Origin of the sequence: Pseudoduganella violacea (assembly GCF_014191875.1) — a bacterium.
Lineage (GTDB): Bacteria > Pseudomonadota > Gammaproteobacteria > Burkholderiales > Burkholderiaceae_D > Rugamonas > Rugamonas violacea_A.
This window is the reverse complement of record NZ_JACHXD010000010.1, coordinates 163,562-185,327: the sequence shown is the minus strand read 5'-3', so window position 1 is coordinate 185,327 and position 21,766 is coordinate 163,562. Positions and strand designations below refer to the sequence as shown.

The 21,766-nt window shown below is 64.2% G+C and carries 17 protein-coding genes; 11 read left to right on the top strand and 6 right to left on the bottom strand.

Features of this window, described 5'->3' with window-relative positions; genetic code table 11:
• Positions 1 to 29 precede the first annotated feature (29 nt).
• Positions 30 to 1,427 carry an argininosuccinate lyase gene (gene argH / locus FHS03_RS18170; RefSeq protein WP_183442359.1) on the bottom strand — a complete coding sequence of 466 codons (1,398 nt, stop codon included), beginning with the start codon at positions 1,425 to 1,427 and terminating at the stop codon, positions 30 to 32.
• Between the two features lie 138 nt (positions 1,428 to 1,565).
• Between argH and FHS03_RS18165 the strand changes: the two genes are divergently transcribed.
• Complete coding sequence (locus FHS03_RS18165) at positions 1,566 to 2,114, top strand: hypothetical protein (RefSeq protein ID WP_183442358.1); 549 nt, start codon at positions 1,566 to 1,568, stop codon at positions 2,112 to 2,114.
• A gap of 16 nt (positions 2,115 to 2,130) precedes the next feature.
• On the opposite strand, the gene FHS03_RS18160 is transcribed toward FHS03_RS18165, so the two are convergent.
• Both FHS03_RS18160 and FHS03_RS18155 read right to left on the bottom strand, forming a co-directional pair.
• Positions 2,131 to 3,519: a YfcC family protein gene (locus tag FHS03_RS18160; protein WP_183442357.1), complete on the bottom strand. Its 1,389-nt coding sequence runs from the start codon at positions 3,517 to 3,519 to the stop codon at positions 2,131 to 2,133.
• Positions 3,520 to 3,529: 10 nt separating this feature from the next.
• Positions 3,530 to 4,660, bottom strand: coding sequence for a succinylglutamate desuccinylase/aspartoacylase family protein (locus FHS03_RS18155; protein WP_183442356.1), 1,131 nt, complete (start codon positions 4,658 to 4,660; stop codon positions 3,530 to 3,532).
• Positions 4,661 to 4,870: 210 nt separating this feature from the next.
• Here FHS03_RS18155 and FHS03_RS18150 point away from each other — a divergent pair, with 210 nt between their 5' ends.
• The 5 genes from FHS03_RS18150 to FHS03_RS18130 are packed head-to-tail and all read left to right on the top strand — an operon-like array spanning position 4,871 to position 12,653.
• Complete coding sequence (locus FHS03_RS18150; protein WP_183442355.1) at positions 4,871 to 5,779, top strand: MurR/RpiR family transcriptional regulator; 909 nt, start codon at positions 4,871 to 4,873, stop codon at positions 5,777 to 5,779.
• Positions 5,780 to 5,827: 48 nt separating this feature from the next.
• Positions 5,828 to 8,578, top strand: coding sequence for a TonB-dependent receptor (locus FHS03_RS18145; RefSeq protein ID WP_183442354.1), 2,751 nt, complete (start codon positions 5,828 to 5,830; stop codon positions 8,576 to 8,578).
• A 59-nt stretch (positions 8,579 to 8,637) separates the two neighbouring features.
• Complete coding sequence (locus FHS03_RS18140; RefSeq protein ID WP_183442353.1) at positions 8,638 to 9,933, top strand: cyanophycinase; 1,296 nt, start codon at positions 8,638 to 8,640, stop codon at positions 9,931 to 9,933.
• A gap of 10 nt (positions 9,934 to 9,943) precedes the next feature.
• On the top strand, positions 9,944 to 11,167 hold the full coding sequence (locus FHS03_RS18135) for a cyanophycinase (RefSeq protein WP_371871729.1): 1,224 nt from the start codon (positions 9,944 to 9,946) through the stop codon (positions 11,165 to 11,167).
• Positions 11,168 to 11,216: 49 nt separating this feature from the next.
• Positions 11,217 to 12,653: an IgA Peptidase M64 gene (locus FHS03_RS18130; RefSeq protein ID WP_183442352.1), complete on the top strand. Its 1,437-nt coding sequence runs from the start codon at positions 11,217 to 11,219 to the stop codon at positions 12,651 to 12,653.
• 154 nt (positions 12,654 to 12,807) lie between these two features.
• Here FHS03_RS18130 and parC read toward each other — a convergent pair whose 3' ends face one another.
• Together parC and FHS03_RS18120 are read right to left on the bottom strand one after the other, a co-directional pair.
• A complete protein-coding gene (parC, locus tag FHS03_RS18125) occupies positions 12,808 to 15,138 on the bottom strand; it encodes a DNA topoisomerase IV subunit A (RefSeq protein WP_183442351.1) in 2,331 nt (776 codons plus the stop codon).
• A gap of 31 nt (positions 15,139 to 15,169) precedes the next feature.
• The gene (locus FHS03_RS18120) at positions 15,170 to 17,170 is read right to left on the bottom strand and encodes a DNA topoisomerase IV subunit B (RefSeq protein ID WP_183442350.1); all 2,001 of its coding nucleotides are present in this window, start codon (positions 17,168 to 17,170) and stop codon (positions 15,170 to 15,172) included.
• A gap of 134 nt (positions 17,171 to 17,304) precedes the next feature.
• On the opposite strand from FHS03_RS18120, the gene FHS03_RS18115 reads away from it, so the two are divergent.
• The 3 genes from FHS03_RS18115 (at position 17,305) to FHS03_RS18105 (ending at position 19,669) form a co-directional block, all read left to right on the top strand.
• Positions 17,305 to 18,171, top strand: coding sequence for a PleD family two-component system response regulator (locus tag FHS03_RS18115; protein ID WP_183442349.1), 867 nt, complete (start codon positions 17,305 to 17,307; stop codon positions 18,169 to 18,171).
• Between the two features lie 112 nt (positions 18,172 to 18,283).
• Positions 18,284 to 18,895: a ParA family partition ATPase gene (locus tag FHS03_RS18110; protein ID WP_183442348.1), complete on the top strand. Its 612-nt coding sequence runs from the start codon at positions 18,284 to 18,286 to the stop codon at positions 18,893 to 18,895.
• Positions 18,896 to 18,922: 27 nt separating this feature from the next.
• Positions 18,923 to 19,669: a TorF family putative porin gene (locus FHS03_RS18105; protein WP_183442347.1), complete on the top strand. Its 747-nt coding sequence runs from the start codon at positions 18,923 to 18,925 to the stop codon at positions 19,667 to 19,669.
• Here the strand turns inward: FHS03_RS18105 and FHS03_RS18100 are convergent.
• Entirely contained in the window at positions 19,666 to 20,556 is an 891-nt protein-coding gene (locus tag FHS03_RS18100; RefSeq protein WP_183442346.1) for an EamA family transporter, read from the bottom strand. The two genes, FHS03_RS18105 and FHS03_RS18100, sit on opposite strands and share 4 nt — an antisense overlap.
• A gap of 112 nt (positions 20,557 to 20,668) precedes the next feature.
• Here FHS03_RS18100 and FHS03_RS18095 point away from each other — a divergent pair, with 112 nt between their 5' ends.
• Positions 20,669 to 21,460: an AraC family transcriptional regulator gene (locus FHS03_RS18095; RefSeq protein ID WP_183442345.1), complete on the top strand. Its 792-nt coding sequence runs from the start codon at positions 20,669 to 20,671 to the stop codon at positions 21,458 to 21,460.
• Between the two features lie 216 nt (positions 21,461 to 21,676).
• Entirely contained in the window at positions 21,677 to 21,766 is a 90-nt protein-coding gene (locus tag FHS03_RS18090) for a potassium-transporting ATPase subunit F (RefSeq protein WP_050411523.1), read from the top strand.

Here is a 21,766-nt window from a genome sequence, read left to right as displayed (position 1 = left end):
TGATGCCGCGTGACGGTGTGCCGCTGTATTTACATGGCGAGCTGGCTCCTTACGCGGGCGATGGCCGCGCGCACCTGGTTCGGCGCGGTGCCGCCGACGTGGTCGCGCGCGGCGACCGAGCCTTCCAGCGTCAGCACGGCGAAGACGTCGTCGCTGATCAGCGGCGAGAAGGCGCGCAGCTGGTCCAGCGACAGGTCGGCCAGATCGCAGCCGATGCTGTCGCAGGCGCGCACGGCGTGGGCCACGGCTTCGTGGGCGTCGCGGAAGGGCAGGCCTTTTTTCACCAGGTAGTCGGCCAGGTCGGTGGCGGTGGCATAGCCTTGCAGCGCGGCGGCGCGCATGGCGTCCGGCTTGACGCTGATGCCGCCGGCCATGTCGGCGAAGATGCGCAGGGTGTCGACCACGGTGTCGACGGTGTCGAACAGCGGTTCCTTGTCTTCCTGGTTGTCCTTGTTGTAAGCCAGGGGCTGGCCCTTCATCAGGGTCAACAGGCCCATCAGGTGGCCGTAGACGCGGCCGGTCTTGCCGCGCGCCAGTTCCGGCACGTCGGGGTTTTTCTTCTGCGGCATGATGGACGAGCCGGTGCAGAAGCGGTCGGCGATGTCGATGAAGCCCACGCGTGGGCTCATCCAGATCACCAGCTCTTCGGACATGCGCGAGACATGCATCATGATCAGCGAGGCGGCGGCCGTGAATTCGATGGCGAAGTCGCGGTCGGAGACGGCGTCCAGCGAGTTGTGGCAGACGTCGTCGAAGCCCAGGGTCTTGGCCACGCGCAGGCGGTCGATCGGGAAGGTGGTGCCGGCCAGCGCGGCCGCGCCCAGCGGCAGGCGGTTGACGCGCTTGCGGCAGTCGGCCATGCGCTCGGCGTCGCGGCCGAACATTTCGACATAGGCCAGCATATGGTGGCCGAAGGTGATCGGCTGTGCCACTTGCATATGGGTGAAGCCGGGCAGGATGGTGTCGGCGTTCTTTTCGGCCAGGTCGGTCAGGGCCGTGCGCAGCTGGTGCAGCAGGGCGCTGATGTCGTCGATGGCCGAGCGCACGTAGAGGCGGATATCGGTGGCCACCTGGTCGTTGCGCGAGCGGCCGGTGTGCAGGCGCTTGCCGGCGTCGCCTACCAGCTCGGTCAGGCGCTTTTCGATATTCAGGTGCACGTCTTCCAGGTCCAGCAGCCATTCGAACTGGCCGGCGTCGATCTCCTGCGAGATCTGCGCCATGCCGCGCTGGATTTCGGCCAGGTCGGCGGCCGGGATGATGCCTTGCGCCGCCAGCATTTCAGCATGCGCCAGCGAGCCCTGGATGTCGGCTTTGGCCATGCGATTGTCGAAGAAGACGGATGCGGTATAGCGTTTTACGAGGTCGGAAACAGGTTCGGAAAAGCGCGCCGACCAGGCTTCGCCCTTCTTGGAGAGTTGTGCAGTCATGATGGAGGTCCGGTTGTACTTGAACTGATTATAAACAAGGTTGGCTTGCGGAAGGCTATTGGCGCGGCCACTGCGCTACAATGAGTTGCTGATTCAGTAATATTGCGTAGAAATTCAGGCAAAGAGGAGAGGGCGCGGATGAAGAAGATCATGTATACCTTGCTATTGATGGCCTTGGCGGCGGCGGCGGCGGCCAGCGTGGCCTGGGGCTACCGCCCGCCCAAGCCGATGCCATCCGATGTGAACAGCATCGACAGCCTGGTGGACGCCTATTATCAGACCATGTCCGGCGGCAAAGGGCAGCCGCGCGACTGGAACCGCCTGCGCACCCTGTTCCGTCACGACGCGCGCCTGACCTCCCTGCGCCGTGACAAGGAGAGCGGCAAGCTGGTGTCGCGCATGGTCACGGTGGAGGAATACATCGGCGGCAGCGTGCAATACTTTGCCAAGGAAGGCTTTTACCAGAGCGAGATGCGGCGCCAGGTCGACCAGTACGGCCAGATGGCCCATGTGTTGAGCAGCTATGAGGTCAAGCGCGAGCGCGGCGACGCCGAGCCTTTCCGCCGCAGCTTGAGCAGCATCCAGCTGGTGGGCGACGGCGAGCGCTGGTGGATCCAGTCCGTGGTCTGGCAATCGGAGGAAGACGCCACCGCGCTGCCGCCGCAATATCTGAAGCAGACGCCATGAGCCAAGGAGATGCCGGTTACTGCCACTGCATCAGGCAAGGCGGAATAAGCAGCAGCAGGGCCAGCGCCAGGTAGATCAGCTGCAGCGGCACCATCCAGCGCGCCCAGGTCAACCAGGGAATGCGCGCCAGGGCCAGCACGCCGACGGTGATGCCGGAAGTGGGAATCATGGGGGTGGTGAACTCGCCGAACTGGTAGGCCAGGATGGCGGTCTGGCGCGTCACGCCGACCAGGTCGGCCAGCGGCGCCATGATGGGCATGGTCAGCGCGGCCTGGCCGGTGCCGGAGTGGATGAAGAAGTTGATCACCGACTGGATCAGGAACATCTTCTGCGCCGCGAACACCGGGCTGGAAGACTGCACCAGCGGCATCAGGCCGTGCAGCATGCTGTCGATGATATTGGCGTCGCGCGCCAGGATCATGGTGCCGCGCGCCAGCGCGATCACCAGCGCCGTGGTCACCAGGTCGCGCGCGCCCTGCAGGAAGGAGGCCACCATCTCGTCGGTGCCGAGGCGACCGACGATGCCGACCAGGATGGCCATGGTCAGGAACAGGGCGGCGATCTGCTCGATATACCAGCCGAACTGCACCACGCCGAACACCATGGTGCCCAGGGTGGCGACGAAGATCCACAGCACCAGGCGGTGCTGCACGGTCATGCCGGTAAAACCGCTCAGGTCGAGCTGACTTTCCTTGCGCTTTTCGCAGTCCAGCATCCAGGTCGGGCTTTTCTCGGGATGGCGCTTGATGCGCGCCGCGTACCACATCAAAAAGACGATGGTGACGGCGGTGGCGATCACCCACACGATGATGCGGTAAGCCATGCCGGAAAACACCGGCAGCCCGGCGATGCCCTGGGCGATGCCGACATTGAAGGGATTGAGGAAGGCGGCGGAGAAGCCGACCTGCGAGCCGACAAAGGGAATCGACACGCCCACCACCGAGTCGTAGCCCAGCGCGAGCGCCAGCGGCACGAAGATCAGGATGAAGGGAATCGCTTCCTCGTTCATGCCGAAGGTGGCGCCGCCCAGCGAGAACATGGTGACGAAGACCGGGATCAGGGCCGCGCGCACGAAGCGCGAATGGCTGTGGGCGCGCGCGATGGATTTGATCAGGGCGTCGATGGCCTCGGTCTTTTGCAGCACGGCGAAGGCGCCGCCCACGATCAGCACGAAGCCGATGATCAGCGCCGCTTCGGCAAAGCCCTTGATGGGAGCCATCATCAGCGCCGCCAGTCCCTGCGGCTTGCTCTCGATATAGTGGAAGGAGGCCGGATCGATCAGCTGCTTGCCGTTGACCAGATGGGTATCGTATTTGCCGCCGGGGACCAGCCAGGTCGCCAGCGCGATCAGGGCCAGGATGGCGAACAGCAATACAAAGGTATTGGGCAGTTTGAATTTTTTCATGCGCGGATCCTTATTGGCTCAGCAGGTCGCCGGCGCGGTAAGCCCGCGCCCCGGCCACCTTGCCCGCGTTCCAGCCGCGCAGCACGTGGCGGTGCGCCGTGCGGGCGTAGAAGATGCCACCCACCGTGCAGCGCAGCGGCGTGGTGTGGCCGCTCACGGGATCGATCACATCGGCCACCACATCGCCGGCCTTCAGGCGTTCGCCCAGCTGGCGGTGGTAGACCAGCACCCCCGCGTGCGGCACGATGATCGGTTCCGAACCTTCCAGCGGCGTCATGGCGCACAGCGGCGCGGGCAGGGCGGTGGCCACGCCGGCCGCATCGCCCTCGATCACGCCGTTCAGGGTCAGGTAGCAGAGCAGGGCTTCGGCGTCGCGCTCGGCCAGCTCGTAATGCACATCCATCTCGCCGCGCAGTTCCACCGTCACCGCCATGCAGGACGGCGGAATCGGCGTGGCGGGACCGAAATGGCTTTGCAGATCCCACCACAGGCGGCTGCAGGCCTCGTCGAACGGTTCGCCGCCGGCGGCCAGCGAGAGCAGCACGGCCTGGGCGCCCATCAGGCGCGCCAGCGGCTCCACGGCCGGCGCTAATGGCGTGCCGGCGTAGATATGCAACGCGGCCTCGTTATCGCAATGCAGGTCGAAGACGAAGTCGGCGTCGATGGCCATGTCCAGCAAGTGCTTTTTCAGCGTCTCGGCATCGCTGGCCGGCTGCCAGCGCGCGATGGACTGGCGCGCATGTTCGCGCACCAGGCGGATGTTTTCCTGCGCATCGCCGCCCAGCAGGCCGGCCAGCGATTGCTTGAGTTCCTCGGCCACGTGCTTGAAGCCACGGTTGAAATTGACGCCGCTGGCCAGCTCGAAGCGGCCGAAGGGCGCGCCGTGCACGGCTTGCGCCAGGCCGATGGGATTGGCGGCCGGCACCAGGATGATTTCGCCGCGCACCTTGCCCTCGGCCTCCAGCGCGGTCAGGCGCTTGCGCAGGAACTGGGCCACCAGCATGGCCGGCACTTCGTCGGCGTGCAGCGAGGCCTGGATATATACCTTCTTGCCCTGGCCGGGCGTGCCGAAGTGGAAGCTGTGGAGCTCATAGCTGGCGCTGCTGTGCGGCGCCGAAATCGGATGTTTGTGTGCTTGCATGGGTTGCCCTGTGTTGGCGCCGCGGTGGGGATTTTGCCCCGGAATTTGCTTCATTATGTAGCACGATTTTCACAAAGTAAATTGATGTAAATATTCCTGCAGAAAAATATTGAGTTTTGCGCATGATGTGCGTAAAGTCGGATCTAATTGATTTTTTCGCCACCGTAATTTCTGTAAAACGATTTACATGCATGCAGTGCCGGGAGAGTAATGAAACCATCCATCGCCGCCGAAGCTTCCTCGCCTGAAGTGGCGTTCGCCCATTCGGCGTTGGGCCGGCTGCTGCTGCGCGTGCTGGCCGACGACGGCTCTTCCCACAACAAGAAAACGCTGGCGAACTATCTGCTGCGCCATCAGATGCGCGTGACCGCGCTCGGCATCGAGGAGCTGGCCGACAGCTGCCGGGTGTCGACCGCCACGGTCAGCCGCTTCGCGCGCGACATCGGCTTTCGCAATTACGCCGCCATGCGCGGCGCCGTGGCCGACACCCTGCAGGAAGTGCTGCAGCCGGTGGAAAAGCTGCGCAGCTCCATCGAGCAGCGCCGCCGCGCCGCGCCGGTGGCCGAGTCGCTCGAATACGCCCTGGCCAATATCACCACCACGGCCAGCAACCTGGCCCAGCCCCAGATCGAAGCCGTGGTGCGCAAGCTGACCCGCGCGCGCACCGTGTATGTGATGGGCTTCGGCCTGTCCTCGCATCTGGCGGGCGCCATGGTGCAGCACCTGCAGCCTTTCTGCGCGCATGTGGTGGAGGTGGTGGGCATCGGAGGATCGGAGGTGGCCGCCGGCCACCTGGTGAATATCTCGGAGAAGGACGTGGTGGTGGCCATCTCCTTCCCGCGCTATACCGTTGACTGCTGCCGCCTGGCCAGCTTTGCCAGGGACCGCAAGGCCGCCATCGTGGCGCTGACGGATTCGCCGGCCTCGCCGCTGGCGGCGCTGGCCGACCACCTGCTGTGCGCCCAAAGCGTGCATCCGGTGCTACCCAGCAGTAACAGCACGGCGTTGGCCGTGATCGAGGCGCTGGCTGCGGCGCTGATGGTGTCCAACCGCGGCAATGTGGAAAAAGCGGCCCAATTAACGGAGGTGATAGCCACTTACTTGTATGGCAAGCGTTAAGCAGGCGCTAATATAACAACTTCTACAATAAAAAATGGGGATCCCCGAATGAGCAAGCCACACCCGCAGCAAGGCAGCAAGCATCTTCCGCTTTCCACTCTGGCCCTGTCGGTGCGCCTGGCGCTCGGCGCGGGCGTCGCCGCCAGCCTGTTGGCCCAGGGCGCGCAGGCGCAGAACGCGCCCGTCCTGCCGCGCGTGGAAATCACCGGTTCGGCCATCAAGCAGATCGAATCGGAAACCCCGCTGCCGGTGCAGGTGATCACCCGTGCTGAAATCGACAAGACCGGCGTCACCACGGCTGCCGAACTGATGACGCGCATCAGCGCCAATGTGGGCGGCCTGACCGATGGCGCCAGCATCAATGTGGGCGGCGACCAGCGCGGCTTCAACAGCGCCAATCTGCGCGGCATCGGTACTTCCTCCACCCTGGTGCTGCTGAACGGCCGCCGCATGGCCAATTTCGCCTCGCCCGGCGACGATACCGGCGTGGACCTGAACAATATTCCGGCGGCCGCCATCCAGCGCGTGGAAGTGCTGCTCGACGGCGCCTCCTCGCTGTACGGCACCGACGCCATCGGCGGCGTGATCAACTTCATCACGCGCAAGGACTTCCGCGGCGTGGAACTGAACGCCTACGGCCTGAAAACCGACGAGGGTGGCGCCGGCAAGCGCACCGTCTCCATCAGCGGCGGCATCGGCGACTTGCAGGATGATGGCTATAACGTCTTCGCCGTGTTCGATGCGCAGCGCACCGACCGCCTCAGCACCTCGCAGCGCAAATTCGTCTCCGAGCTGCAGGTGCCGCAGCGTCTGGGCCACCTGCTGTCCGGCTTCACCAGCCCGGGCAATATCCGCCTGACCTCGGCCCAGCGCGACCATCTGCAGGAAATCGGCTTCCAGTTGAACGGCAAGCCGATCACCAACCGCATGATTAATCTGTCGATCCCGAAATGCAATCCGCCGGCCAATCTGTACCTGCCGGGCGGCACCGGCGGCCAGGATGCCTGTACCTACGATTACATGGGCGACACCGAGCTGTATCCCAAAACCGAGAAGCAGAACCTGCTGAGCCGCGGCGTCTTCAGGATCAATAGCGATACCCAGGCCTATGCCGAGGTGGCGCTGAGCCGCTCGCGCAGCTACTACGTCGGTTCGGCCGCGCGCGTCACCGCCGGCATCGATTACCGCAAGATCCCGCAACTGGCCAATACCGGCCTGGATAGCCTGGATGACGACGAGAAGGGCGAGCTGGAAGTGCGCCTGCGCCTGAACGAAGCCGGCCGCCGCACCAGCGAGTTGACCAGCGAAGGCCAGCGCTACGTGCTTGGCATCAGCGGCGTGCTTGGCGGCTGGGACTATGACGTGGGCTACAACCACAGCGTCAACACCGTCAAGGACAAGGACACCCACGGCTACCTGCTGTACAAGGAACTCAAGCAGGGCATCGCCGATGGCCGCATCAATCCCTTCGGCCCTTCCAGCCCCGCAGGCCAGGCGCTGATCGACAGCATCCAGGTCAACGACGTGGTGCGCCGCGCGCGCGGCACCATGGACAGCCTCGATATGAAGGCCTCGCGCGCCCTGACCACGCTGCCGGGCGGCGAACTGTCGCTGGCCGTGGGCGGCGAAGTGCGCCGCGAGCGCACCAATTTCAATCCATCGGCTCTGCTGATGAGCAATAACATCAATAACGACGACGCGCCCGAAGGCGGCAAGGCCACCAGCGACAGCCGCCGCGTGGCCGGCGTCTTTGGCGAGCTGCTGGCGCCTTTCACCAAGGAGATCCAGGCCCAGATCTCGGCCCGCTACGACCGTTACCAGAAGGTCGGCGGCGCCCTCAGCCCGAAAGTGGGCTTGAGCTACACGCCGAGCAAATCGCTGCTGGTGCGCGCTTCGATGGGACGCGGCTTCCGCGCGCCGTCCATGTCGGAACTGTACCGTCCCACGGTGTACAGCAGCACGGCGACCCTGCCCGATCCGGTCTATTGCGCCACGGTGGAAAACGACTACTCCGACTGCGCCGACAACTGGAGCACGCGCCGCTACAGCAACGCCAACCTGAAGCCGGAACGCAGCAAGCAGTTCTCGCTGGGCGCCGTGATGGAGCCGGGCCAGCACCTGACCGTCAGCGCCGACTACTGGAATATCAAGCGCACCAATCTGATCAGCGAAATCGGCGACGACATCATCCTCGGCAACCTGGGTAAGTACGGCTCCCTGGTGCACCGCGACGAAGACGGCAAGATCGATTACATCGACCTGCGCAAGGAAAACCGCGGCGCGCAGAAAGCCAGCGGCATCGACCTGGTGGTGGACGTGCACAATATCCACACTGGCGTGGGCCGCTTCGGCGCGCACCTGAACGGCACTTATGTGCTGGCGTCCAAGATCCAGACCGCGCCGGGCGATGCCTTCATCTCCAACCTGAACCGCTTCGTCACCGAGGGCGTGGTGCAGCGCTGGCGCCACACCATCAGCTTGGACTGGGACCAGGGACCATTCGCGGCCACGCTGTCGAACAGCTTCTCCTCCGGCTACGAAGACCAGAACTCAGCCATCAATCCGACCGATGGCAGCGTGGTCAAGGCTAACCATGTGAAAGCGTATTCGCTGTGGGATATGTCGGGTTCCTACGCCTGGAGCAAGCAGCTCAAACTGCGCGTCGGCATCCAGAATCTGTTCGACAAGAGCCCGCCGTACTCCAATCAGGCATTCCACTTCCTTTCGGGCTATGATCCAAGCTATACCGATCCGCGTGGACGCCGTTTCTATGCCAGCGCCAACTACGCATTCAAGTGATGCGCTGTCATGCTTGTGTAAAGTTTTTGCAATAGAGTTATCAGTGCAGGAAAGGCAACATGAACTCTTTATTCTTATCGCTTAAACGTCTGGGCACGACTGCGCTGATCGTGCTCGCCAGTTTCGGCCTGCAAGGCTGCGCCGAGGCGTCCGCCGTGAAGAACACCAAGACCGTGAAAGCGGCGGTGCCGCCGGCCAAGCCGGTGGTGCAGCCGCCGAAAGGTACGCTGGTCATCATCGGCGGCGGCCTGCGCGCCGACAATGCCGAAGTGTGGCAGCGCATCGTGCAGCTTTCGGGCGGCAAGGGCGCGCGCATCGCCGTTTTCGGCGCGGCATCGATCAATCCGGAAAAATCGGCCAACAGCACCATCGCCAAGCTCAATCAGTATGGCGCCGACGCCTTCTTCGTGCCGATCGGCGTGATGTACAGCGGCAGCGACTACCGCAAGGCGGCCGAAGATCCGGTGCTGGTGGAAATGATCCGCAACTCCGCCGGCATCTACTTCGCCGGCGGCGACCAGGCGCGCATCACGCAAGCCCTGGTGCGCGCCGACGGCACGCATAGCGCCTTGCTCGACGCCATCTGGGACACCTACCGCCGCGGCGGCGTGCTGGCCGGCTCCAGCGCTGGCGCCGCCATCATGAGCACCACCATGTTCTACGACGCCAAGCCGGTGCTGGACATGCTGAAAATGGGCGTGACCGACGGCCGCGAAATCGCTCCCGGCCTGGGCTTCATCGGCAACGACGTCTTCGTCGACCAGCACTTGCTGGTGCGCGGCCGCTTTGCGCGCATGATTCCCGTGATGCTGAAAAAGGGCTACCACATCGGCCTGGGCATCGACGAGAACAGCGCCATGGTGGTCAACTCCGACCGCGAGGTGGAAATCATCGGCTATAGCGGCGCGCTGCTGATCGACCTGTCCAGCGCCATCACCGACCGTGGCGTGAAAGGCTTCAACATCAGCAATGCCGCCATCAGCTACCTGGACCGGGGCGACAAGTTCAACCTGGTGACGCGCGCCTTCACCCCGGCGCCGGACAAGGCCGACGGCAAGCTCGATCCGAACCAGCCCGATATGCGCGAACCGGTGTTTACCAACGATATCCTCGGCAACAACGCGGTGCTCGACCTGATGGGCAACCTGATCGACAACGCCCAGCAGGAAGCCATCGGCATCGCCTTCGGCAACCCGCGCGACCCGTATCCGGACCTGGGCTTTGAATTCCGCTTCAGCAAAACCCTGAACAGCGTCGGCTACACCTCCAGCGAGGCGGAGGCGTATTCGGTGCTCAAGCTGCGCCTGGACATCCGTCCGATCCAGTTGCAGCAACCGCTGTACCGCTATAAATAAGGCTTGAACCATGCTGGCGCTGCGCAAACTCCTCATGCATTTCGCCCTGGCGGCCATGCCGCTCATGGGCGGCGGCGCCCAGGCGGCGGAAACGCCGAAAGGCTCGCTGGTCATCATCGGCGGTGCTCTGCGCGGCGACAATGCGCCGGTCTGGCAGCGCATCGTGCAGCTGGCCGGCGGCAAGGGCGCGCGCATCGCCGTCTTCCCCTCGGCGGCGGCCAATCCGGCGCGCTCCGGCCAGTTCATCGTGGGCCGCCTGAACCAGCATGGGGCGGACGCCTTCCTGGTGCCGCTGGCGGTCAAGCTGGAAGGCAGCGACTTCCGCAAAGTGGCCGAGGATGCGGCGCTGGCCGCATCGGTGCGTTCGGCCGGCGGCGTCTATTTTTCCGGCGGCGACCAGGCGCGCATCACGCAAGCCATGGTCCGGGCCGACGGCAGCCGCAGCGCGCTGCTCGACGCAGTATGGGACGTGTACCGGCGCGGCGGCGTGGTGGCCGGCACCAGCGCCGGCGCGGCCATCATGAGCAGCACCATGTTCTACGAGGTGAAGACCGTCTTCAGCACCTTGCGCAGCGGCGTCAACGAAGGCCGCGAGATCGCGCCGGGACTGGGCTTTATCGGCGACGACATCTTCATTGACCAGCATCTGCTCACGCGCGGCCGCTTTGCGCGCATGATTCCCGCCATGCTGAAAAAGGGCTACAAGATCGGCCTGGGCATCGACGAAAACACCGCCATGGTCATCGACAGCAAGCGCCAGGTCGAAATCGTCGGCTACAAGGGCGCGCTGCTGATCGACCTGACGCGCGCCAGCACCGACCCCAAGGCCATCGGTTTCAATATCAGCGGCGTCAATCTGAGCTATCTGGACCGCGGCGACAAATACGATATCGACCAGCGCCGCTTCATCCCCTCGCCGGAAAAGGTTGACGGCCTGCTCGATCCGGCGCGCCCCAGCCTGAACCTGCCGATCTTCACAGCCGATATCCTGGGGCCGAACGCCGTCATCGACCTGATGGAAAAGCTGATCGACAACGCGCAGAAGGAAGCCGTCGGCATCGCCATCGGCCATCCATCCGAACCGCTGCACGAACTGGGCTTCGAATTTAAGTTCAGCAAAACCGGCGACAGCGTCGGCTACTCGTCCTCGGTGGCGGAAGCCTACTCCATCCTCAATATGCGGCTCGACATCCGCCCCATCGAAATACAGTACCCGCTCTACCGCTATAAATAAGGATCTCTGGGCTAGAATAGCCGGCACACTTTTCTAGCCAGGAGACCTTATGCCGTTTTCCGCCTTCGCCTTCGCCTTCGCCCGTGCCGGCGCCGCCGCCGCGCTGGCGCTTGCCAGCTGCGCCGCCAGTGCCGCACCAGCGCAACCCGCCACCGTCCGCATCGACTACCTCCACAGCGGCAATGCCCTGTCCGAGCACTACGCCATGGAGCGCGTGGTGATCGAACCGCTGCCATGGCCGGGCGATATGTCGCGCAGCGTGGACGACACGGACCGCGGCATCAACAAGGTGGAAGTGGTGGACGCGAAGACCGGCCAGCTGCTGTACTCGCGCGGCTTCTCCACCATCTTCGGCGAATGGCGCAGCACCGATGAAGCGGGCAAGGCCAACCGCGGCTTCAGCGAATCGGTGCGCTTTCCCAAGCCGGACAAGCCGGTGCGCGTGCGCATCCTCAAGCGCGACGAACGCAACCAGTTCTCCATCGCCTGGAGCGTGGACGTCGACACTGACGCCCTCGACGTGGTGCGCAAGCAGGAGCCCGCGCCCGCCAAGCCCACCCCGCTGCGCGTGAGCGGCCCCTCGCCGCAGAAGGTCGACCTGCTGATCCTGGGCGACGGCTACACCAAGGCCGACCTGCCCAAATTCGAACAGACCGCGCGCCGCCTGGCCGACTACCTGTTCACGGTCAGCCCCTTCAAGGAAAGGGCAGGGGACTTCAATGTCTGGGGCTTGGCCGTGCCGACCCAGGAGTCCGGCGTCAGCCGCCCTTCGACCAATGTGCACCACGCCTCCGCGCTCGGCACGCGCTACGACATCTTCGGCAGCGAGCGTTACGTGCTCACCACCGACAACCGCGCCCTGCGCGACATCGCCCAGCACGCGCCATACGAATTCATCGAAATCCTGGTGAATAACGACACCTATGGCGGTGGCGGCATCTACGGCCAGTTCAGCACCGCCGCAGCGAATAGCGACTGGGCCAACTACCTTTTCGTGCACGAATTCGGCCACCACTTCGCCGGCCTGGCCGACGAGTACTACACCTCCCCGGTCGCCTACGCCACCGGCGGCGAGCGCAGCGAACCCTGGGAACCCAACGTCACCGCCCTGCGCGACCCCGCCAACGTCAAATGGAAAAAATTTGTGAAAACCGGCACGGCGTTGCCGACCGCTTGGCCCAAAGCAGAGTATGAAGAACACTCGCGCGCATACCAGAAAGTGCGCGCCGAGCTGCGCAAAGCCAACCGCCCCGAATCCGAGATGAGCAAGTTATTCAAGGACGACCTGGCCTGGACCAACGCCCTGTTCAGCAAAGCCCCGCACAAGCATGAAGTGGGCGCGTTCGAGGGGGCCAACTACGAAGCCACCGGCTACTACCGTTCGCAGCAGCAATGTCTGATGTTCGACCGAAGCGAATCCTTCTGCGCCGTGTGCGCCGACGCCATCAGCGCCACCATCGACCTCTACAGCCGCCCCGCAAAATGAAGAAAGTCTGATCCAAATCAACAAATGTCCCACCCTGGTGTCAGGCGGGGCCGCCGAGGCACCAGAGTAGGACATTCTTTGATCTAGATCAGGAAATGTCTCACCCTGGTGCCTGACACCAGGGTGAGACATTGTTTGATTTGGCGCAAAGGCCTTAGGTGATGGGCAGCAGGCCGGTGGGCTTGATGCGGGTTGGCATGGCTTTGCCTTTGCGGGCGCGCTTGCCGATGTGCTCTTGCAGGGCGTTAATGCCCATGCGCTCTTCCTTGGCCTTGCTGGCGTTGCCGATGCCTTGGACGATCACGCCTTTCTGGCTGATGGCGCGGGCGGCAACCAGCTTCTCTTTGTCATCGAGGTCGATCAGGGTGACGCCGCGGCCGCCGTTCGACAGCACTTTCATCTCGTCCATGCCGAAGACCAGCAGACGGGCCTTCTCCGAGATCACGGCGATGGCGTTGGTGCCTTCGACCACGATGCTCGGCGGCAGCGGTTTGGCGTCTTCATCGAGCGTAATGAAGGCTTTGCCGCCTTTCAGACGGCTGACCATGTCGCCAGCCTTGGCGATGAAGCCGAAGCCGCTGTCGGAGGCCAGCAGCAGCTGGGTGGCGGCGGGGCCGGCGAAGTAGTGCAGCAGGCGCGCGCCGCCGCTCAAGTCGACCAGGGTGGTGATCGGGACGCCGTCGCCGCGCGCGTTCGGCAGCGCGGCCACCGGCACGGAATACACCTTGCCGTTGTCGCCGAAGCCGAGCAGGGTGTCGACCGTGCGGCATTCGAAGGCGCCGTACAGCGAGTCGCCCGCCTTGAAGTTGAACTGGGCCGGGTCGTGGCCGATGCCGGTGCGCGCGCGCACCCAGCCTTTTTCGGAGATGATGACCGTGACCGGTTCGTCCGCCACCTTCTGTTCCACCACGGCTTTCTGCGCTTCTTCGATCAGGGTGCGGCGCGCGTCGCCATAGGTCTTGGCGTCGGCTTCGATTTCCTTGATGATCAGGCGTTTCATCGACGATGGATTGTCCAGCAGATCCTGCAAGGTCTGTTTTTCCTTGCGCAGCTCGGCCAGCTCCTGCTGGATCTTGATCGCTTCCAGGCGCGCCAGTTGGCGCAGGCGGATTTCCAGGATGTCTTCGGCCTGGCGGTCCGACAGTTTGAAGCGCGCGATCAGCGCCGCTTTCGGCTCGTCCGAATTGCGGATGATGTGGATCACCTCATCGATATTCAGCAGGATGGTCTCGCGGCCTTCCAGGATATGGATGCGGTCGTCCACCTTGTTCAGGCGGAACTGGGTGCGGCGGGTGACGGTGCTGAAGCGGAAGTCGATCCACTCCTGCAGGATGTCGCCCAGACCCTTCTGGCGCGGACGGCCATCGCCGCCGATCATCACCAGGTTCATCGAGGCCGACGTCTCCAGCGAGGTATGCGCCAGCAGCATCAGCATGAATTCGGTCTGGTCCTGGTTCTTCGACTTCGGTTCGAACACCAGGCGCACCGGCGCGTTGCGGCCGGATTCGTCGCGGATGGTGTCGAGCGCGCCCAGGATCAGCGACTTGAGCGCCAGCTGTTCCGGCGAGAGCGCCTTCTTGCCCATCTTGACCTTAGGATTGGTCAGCTCTTCGATCTCTTCCAGCACCTTCTGCGCCGAGGTGCCGGGCGGCAGCTCGTGCACCACGGCCTGCCACTGGCCGCGCGCCAGTTCCTCGATCTTCCAGCGCGCGCGCACCTTCATGCTGCCGCGGCCGGAGGCGTACATGTCCATGATCTGGGCCGGCGGCGTAATCAGCTGGCCGCCGCCCGGGAAGTCCGGTCCGGGGATCAGCGCCATCAGCTCCGCGTGCTCCATCTTCGGATTACGGATCAGGGCCACGGCCGCTTGCGCCACCTCGCTCAGATTGTGCGAAGGGATTTCGGTGGCCAGGCCCACGGCGATGCCCGATGCGCCGTTCAGCAGCACCATCGGCAGGCGCGCCGGCAGCAGGCTCGGTTCTTCCGACGAACCGTCGTAGTTGGGCTGGAAGTCCACCGTGCCCTGGTCGATCTCGTCCAGCAACAGGCGCGAGATCGGCGTCAGGCGCGCCTCGGTGTAGCGCATTGCCGCCGCGCCGTCGCCGTCGCGCGAGCCGAAGTTGCCCTGGCCGTCGATCAGCGGATAGCGCAGCGAGAAGTCCTGGGCCATGCGCACCAGCGCGTCGTACACCGACTGGTCGCCGTGCGGGTGCAGCTTGCCCAGCACATCGCCCACCACGGTGGCGGACTTGCGCGGCTTGGCCGTGGCGCTCAGGCCCAGCTCATTCATCGAATACAGGATGCGGCGCTGCACCGGCTTCTGGCCGTCGCAGACGTCGGGCAGGGCGCGGCCCTTGACCACGGAGATGGCGTAATCGAGGTAGGCGCGCTCGGCGAAAGTGGACAGGGTCAGCGATTCGCCGCCATCGCCCGGGCCGCCCGGCTGGGCGGGCGTTGGTTCGTCAAAGAGGTTTGCTTGAGTCATTGTGAATACTTGTCTTGATTAGATGCCCGGATCAGATGTCCGCTTCCACTTCGTTGCCGTGTTCCTCGATCCATGCGCGGCGGGCGGCGGCTTCGCCTTTGCCCATCAGCATATTGAAGCGGGCCGACGATTCGGCGTGGCCGAAGTCGCCCAGCGCCACCGGCAGCAGGCGGCGCGTGTCCGGATTCATGGTGGTTTCCCACAGCTGCTCGGCGTTCATCTCGCCCAGACCCTTGAAGCGGGAGATGGACCAGCTGCCGTCTTTCAGGCCGTCCTTGCGCAGCTTGTCTTCGATGGCCACCAGTTCGCCGTCGTCCAGCGCGTACAGCTTCTGGATCGGTTTCTTGCCGCGCGCCGGCGCGTCGACGCGGTACAGCGGCGGACGCGCCACGCAGATATGGCCTTGCTCGATCAGCGCCGGGAAGTGGCGGAAGAAGAGGGTCAGCAGCAGCACCTGGATGTGGGAGCCGTCGACGTCCGCATCGGAGAGGATGCAGATTTTGCCGTAGCGCAGACCGGTCAAATCCGGCGTGTCGCCGATGCTGTGCGGATCGACGCCGATGGCCACGGCGATGTCGTGGATCTCGTTATTGGCGAACAGGCGGTCGCGGTCGGTCTCCCAGGAGTTCAGCACCTTGCCGCGCAGCGGCAGGATGGCCTGGAATTCCTTGTCGCGGCCCATCTTGGCCGAACCGCCCGCCGAGTCGCCCTCGACCAGGAACAGCTCATTGCGCGCCACCTCCGACGATTCGCAGTCGGTCAGCTTGCCCGGCAAAACAGCCACGCCCGAGGATTTTTTCTTCTCGACCTTCTGCGCCGAGCGCAGGCGCGATTGCGCCTGTTTGATCACCAGTTCGGCCAGTTTTTTGCCGTAATCGATGTGCTGGTTCAGCCACAGTTCCAGCGGCGGCTTGGCGAAGGTCGATACCAGGCGCACCGCGTCGCGCGAATTCAGGCGCTCCTTGATCTGGCCCTGGAATTGGGGGTCTAGCACCTTGGCCGACAGCACGAAGGAAGCGCGCGCGAACACGTCTTCCGGCAGCAGCTTCACGCCTTTCGGCAGCAGCGAGTGCATCTCGACGAAGTTCTTCACCGCGCCGAACAGGCCGTCGCGCAGGCCCGATTCGTGGGTGCCGCCGTTCGGGGTCGGGATCAGGTTGACGTAGGATTCGCGCACCACGGCGCCTTCCTCGGTCCACGCCACCACCCAGGCCGCGCCTTCGCCCTCGGCGAAACCTTCGGCGTCCGGGCCGGCGAATTGCGCGCCTTCGAACAGGGGGATCAGGGTGGCGCCGCCGGAACTGGTCTGGGCCAGTTCCTCGGTCAGGTAGCCGCGCAGGCCTTCATTGTATTGCCAGGTCTGGGAGTCGCCGGTCTTGGCGTTGTTCAGGGTCACGCTCACGCCCGGCAGCAGCACGGCTTTGGAGCGCAGCAGGCGTTGCAGCTCGACCTGGGAGATCAGCGGCGAGTCGAAATATTTGGCGTCCGGCCAGGCGGTGACGCGGGTACCGGATTTTTTGCCGTCGCGCGGCGCGGGCTGGGAGCTCAAAGGCTCGACCAGGTCGCCGTTCTCGAACGCCAGCTGGTGGAAGCCGTTGCCGCTGTCGTCCTTGCGCCAGACGCTGATTTCCAGACGCTTGGACAGGGCGTTCGTCACCGACACGCCGACGCCGTGCAGGCCGCCGGAGAAGGCGTAGGCGCCGCCCGAGCCCTTGTCGAATTTGCCACCGGCGTGCAGGCGGGTGAAGACGATTTCCACCGTCGGCACATTTTCTTCCGGGTGCAGGCCGACCGGAATGCCGCGGCCATCGTCTTCCACCGTGATGCTGCCGTCGGCATTCTGCGTCACGATAATGTTTTTGCAATGGCCGCCGAGCGCCTCGTCGGAGGCATTGTCGATCACCTCCTGGATGATGTGCAGCGGATTTTCCGTGCGCGTGTACATGCCGGGACGCTGCTTGACGGGCTCCAGTCCCTTCAGGACGCGGATGGATGATTCGCTGTAATCGGATACTGGTTTTTTAGTGGCCATACTTTGAAATGCGGTTCTTGGTTAATGCGGACGCACGCGCATTCTATCCTCAACGGGAGGAAAGGGCGGAATCCGGGCGTTGGGACGGCATGGGAAACTGTGGTTTAATGTTAAAAAAACCACGGATTGATCCCATGCAAACGGAGAAATATCCCTTCGCTGTGCGTCTGCTCGGTTTTCCGCCGGAAGAAGCGCGCGCCATCGCGCTGGGCCTGCACAGGGCGCCCCGCAAGGGGGCGGCATATTTTTGCCTGTCCGACGGCAGTTTGCAAGAGCCGGATCTGTATCTGGCCAACGGCGCCGATTTGCGCGCCCTGGCCGCCCTCGATTCGCTGGCCGGCGACATCCACCCGGCCCTGGTGCTGGGCGCGCCGCCGGTCTGCCTGCCTTATCCCAGCCTGCGCCTGCCGGTGCGCTGGGGCAGCGTTTATTCCGCCCTCGACGAATTGCTCAAGCGCCGCGCCGGCGCGCTGGACAGGCTGGCGCACCAGGGTGCGCCACAGCGCTCCGACCGGCGCCGCCGCGAACGGCTCGACCTCGACCTGACCGAAGCCGCCGACTATGCCGCCATGCGCCATCACGCCCATCGCGGCGCGGTGCTGGTGCTGGACCGCAGCCCGGCTTTCAGCCTGCATGTGGGACGCCTGCTGCTGGCATGGCGGCTGGCTTGCCGCTGGGCCGACAATGAGGACGAGGCGGTGGCCATCTGCCGCCAGGGCGCGGTGGCCCTGGTGCTGATCAATACGACCACGCCGGGAATCGACGCCTACCGCGTGTGCGCCGCGCTGCGCCAGCCCGACGGCCTGCACGGCTTGCGTGGACGCGATAGTGCGCAGTGCGAACCGCCAGCGGTGGTCTTCCTGGCGGCGCCGCCCTTTATATATGATGCCGAGCGCGCCCGCGCCGCCGGAGCCGAGGGCGTGCTGGATAAACCGGTGGCCGACCACCATCTGCTGGACCTGCTGCGGCGCGAACTCGATCTGCCGGCGCTGCTGCATTGACGCTGTTACGTTGAATATATACGCGGCGTTTACACGCCACCCCCGCCTTTTTAGACCGTTTTTACGGGACGATCGATAAGCTGTCTCTCATCGCAACAGCGTGAGAGAAGCCATGATTATCGCCATCGCAGGCCAGAATCCCGGTTCGGCCAAAGACATTGTCGCCAGCAGGCTGGCCCTGCTGCGCGCGCGCAGCGGCCGCAAGGTGCTGCTGCTCGACACCGATCCGCGTCAGGCTTGCGCGGCGCTGAGCCGCGAGCATGCCGGCGCCGTGCCGGCCAGCCGCGCCGCCAAACAGGCAAGGCTGGCGGCGCGCGCCATCCATGGCCGCGCCCTGCAGGACGAACTGGAAATCCTGCGCTGCCGCTATAACGATATCGTCATCGACACCGAGGGGCGCGACACGGCGGAAAGCCGCGCCGCGCTGATCGCTGCCCGCATCGCCGTGGTGCCGGTGGCGCCCGACCAGGTCGATCTCGCCACCCAATACAAGCTGATCGCCCGCCTGAACAGCGCGCGCATGTTCAATCCCGGCCTGCGCGTGCTGTTTGTGGTGCTGGGCGGCGCGTCCGACCCGGACAGCGTGCAGATGGCCGCTGTGCGCGCCTATGTCTCGCGCGTGATGGCCGCCAACCTGTCCGGCACCGTGATTCACCTGCCCGCCCAGGGCGAAGATGCCGAGGCCGAAATGGCCGCCCTCTATCAAGAAGTATTCGCCTCCTGATTTTTACTCACCCAGAAAGACCGCAACATGAAAAAAACAATGCTCGCCCTGGCCGTGATGGCCGCCTGCGCCGCCAGCGTCCATGCCCAGGAGCAGAAGCCGGAACATGAAGTCAGCTTCAATGCCGCCGTCACCTCCGACTACCGCTACCGCGGCATCTCGCAGACCCGTCTGAAACCGGCGCTGCAGGGCGGCGTCGATTATGTGCACAACCCCAGCGGCCTGTATGTCAGCGCCTGGGCCTCCACCATCAAATGGACCAAGGACGCGGGCGGCGGCGGCTCGGTGGAAGTGGACCTCTCCGCCGGCAAGCGCGGCCAGATCAATGCCGATATTAGTTACGACGTCGGTGTGCTGGGTTATATCTATCCCTCCAACGGCCTGAAAAACGTGGCCGGCGTGGCCAATGCCAACACCGCCGAAATCTACGGCCAGCTTGGCTACGGCCCGGCCTATATCAAGTATTCCCACTCGTTGACGAATCTGTTCAGCTATGCCGACAGCAAGAACAGCGGCTATCTCGACGTCGGCGCCAATATCGACACCGGCCATGGCTTCCTCGTCAACCTGCACGCCGGCTACCAGAAAGTGCGCCACAACAGCGCCGCCGACTACACCGACTGGAAAGTCGGCGTGAGCAAGGACTTCGGCGTACTGACCGGCGCCCTCGCCGTGATCGGCACCAACGCCAGCAAGACCGCCTACGCCAACGCCGTCAACGGCAAATTCATGGGCAAGACCGCCCTCCAGCTCACGCTTAGCAAGACCTTCTAAGCGTCGGCAGCGCGGTCCAGGCCCGGTCTGGCCACCGGGCTTTTCTTCATGCCGATGGCCAGCGCCGCCAGGATGAGGGCGAGGGAAACCCAGTCGCCCATGCCTGGCAGCTGGCGCAGGATGAAGGCCGAGCTGGCGATGCCGAAGACGGGAATCAGCAGCGATAGCGGGGCCACCCGCGACGCGGGATATTCGCGCAGCAGAAAGTTCCATCCCCAATAGCAGAAATGCGTGGCGGCGTAGACCTGGAAGGCCAGCGAGAACAGCGCCGTACTATTGATCTGCGAGGCCAGGCTGGAAAAGGGCGCCGCGCCATGCCAGCACCAGGTCAGCAGCAGCAAGGGCAGGGGCGGAAAGAGGCTGGCCCACACGACGAAGGCGAAGATTTCCTTCACCTTGGATACCTTGATGATGACGTTGCCGATGCTCCAGGCCAGTGCGCTCACCATCACCAGCGCAAAGCCGGTAGTCGTGGCTTTGCCGGGGCTGCCCAGCAGGATGCCGGCCAGGCCGACGGACGCCAGCGCAACGCCGGCCAGCTGCTGCCGCGACAGGGTTTCGCGGAACAGCAGAACGCCCCAGCCCAGTGTAAAAAATGCGCTGAACTGAATCAGCAGCGAGGCACTGCCGGGCGGCACGCCCATTGCGATACCGAGATTGATCAAGGCCCACATGGCCACGCCGAAGATCAGCCCATACGCCGCCAGCCAAGCGATGGCGACTTGCGGGCGTTTGACGAAGAAGACCCAGGGCAGGGCGGCCAGCGCAAAACGGATGGCCGTCAATAGCAGCGGATCGATCCGGGCCAGTCCCAATTTGCTTATCGGGAAGTTGATGCCCCATACCGCCGTGACGAGGACGGCGAGGAGCAGGTGTTTTCTATGCATGGTTTCGAACTCTTTTCTAGGCCAGGGCAGGACGCCTGGATACGCATCCAATATGCCCCAGTCCTGAATGGCCCGCTTTCAGTTTAAGGTCAATTGGAATTAAAATTGGGCCATGCAGAAAATCCCCGCAGATTTCGACGATGGCTCGCCTTGCGCCGTGCAGGTGACAAGCACGGACTACGCCGACGGCGACTTCTTTCCCTTGCATAGCCACGGCCGCGGCCAGTTTGCGTATGCCGCGCGCGGCGTCATCACGGTCGAAACCGAGTCTGGCAATTGGGCTGTTCCCCCGCTGCGGGCGATCTGGGTGCCGGCGGGCCTGGCGCATGCGATGCAGATGCGCGGCCCCGTCACCATGCTCAATGCCTATGTCCGCCCGCACGCCGCGCGGCGCGTGGGCCTGCCCCGGCACTGCCAGGTTTTTGGCGTGTCTTCCCTGGTGCGGCAGCTGCTGGGGGAGGCGGCCGGCATACCGGCCAACTATGCCGCCAGTGGCCGCGATGGCCACCTGATGGGACTACTGCTGCACGAAATCGCCGCCATGCCGGCGCTCTCCTTGAATGCCCCCATGCCCGATGAGTCGCGCCTGGCGGCGGCGTGCAGCGCGTTTCTGGCTGCGCCCTCGCTGGTGCTCGGGATCGATGCCATGGCGCAGCGCGCCGGCATGAGCCGCCGCACATTTACACGCCAATTTCGCCTGCATACCGGCATCAGCTACCTCGAATGGCGGCAGCAGGCTTGCCTGCTGGCGGCCGTGGTTCGCCTGGGCAATGGCGAAGCGGTCACGCGCGTGGCGATGGAGCTGGGGTATAGCAGTCCCAGTGCCTTCTCGACGGTGTTCAAGGGAGTACTGGGCGAGATCCCCAGCAAATACTTTTCCGCCGCAGCGGCTGCCGGGATGTAAGCCTTGCGGTCCGGCCGCAGCCGATTTTTACATCTTGTTTACACCGGGCGCTGAAGTCTTTACACCACTTTTAGACCCCGGCCGATAACCTGTCCATTGTCAAAACAAGACCTGTAAAGGGGTGGAAATGGATTTCGTGTTTATCGGGGCGCTGGCCGTCTTCTTTGTCCTGTGCTGGGGCTTCGCCGCCGGCTGCGACAAGCTGGGAGGCAAGCAATGAATCTCTTTTATGTGATCGGCGCTGTCGCCGCCGTGGGTCTGCTGGCCTATCTGGCCGTGGCCCTGCTGAACGCGGAGGAGCTGTGA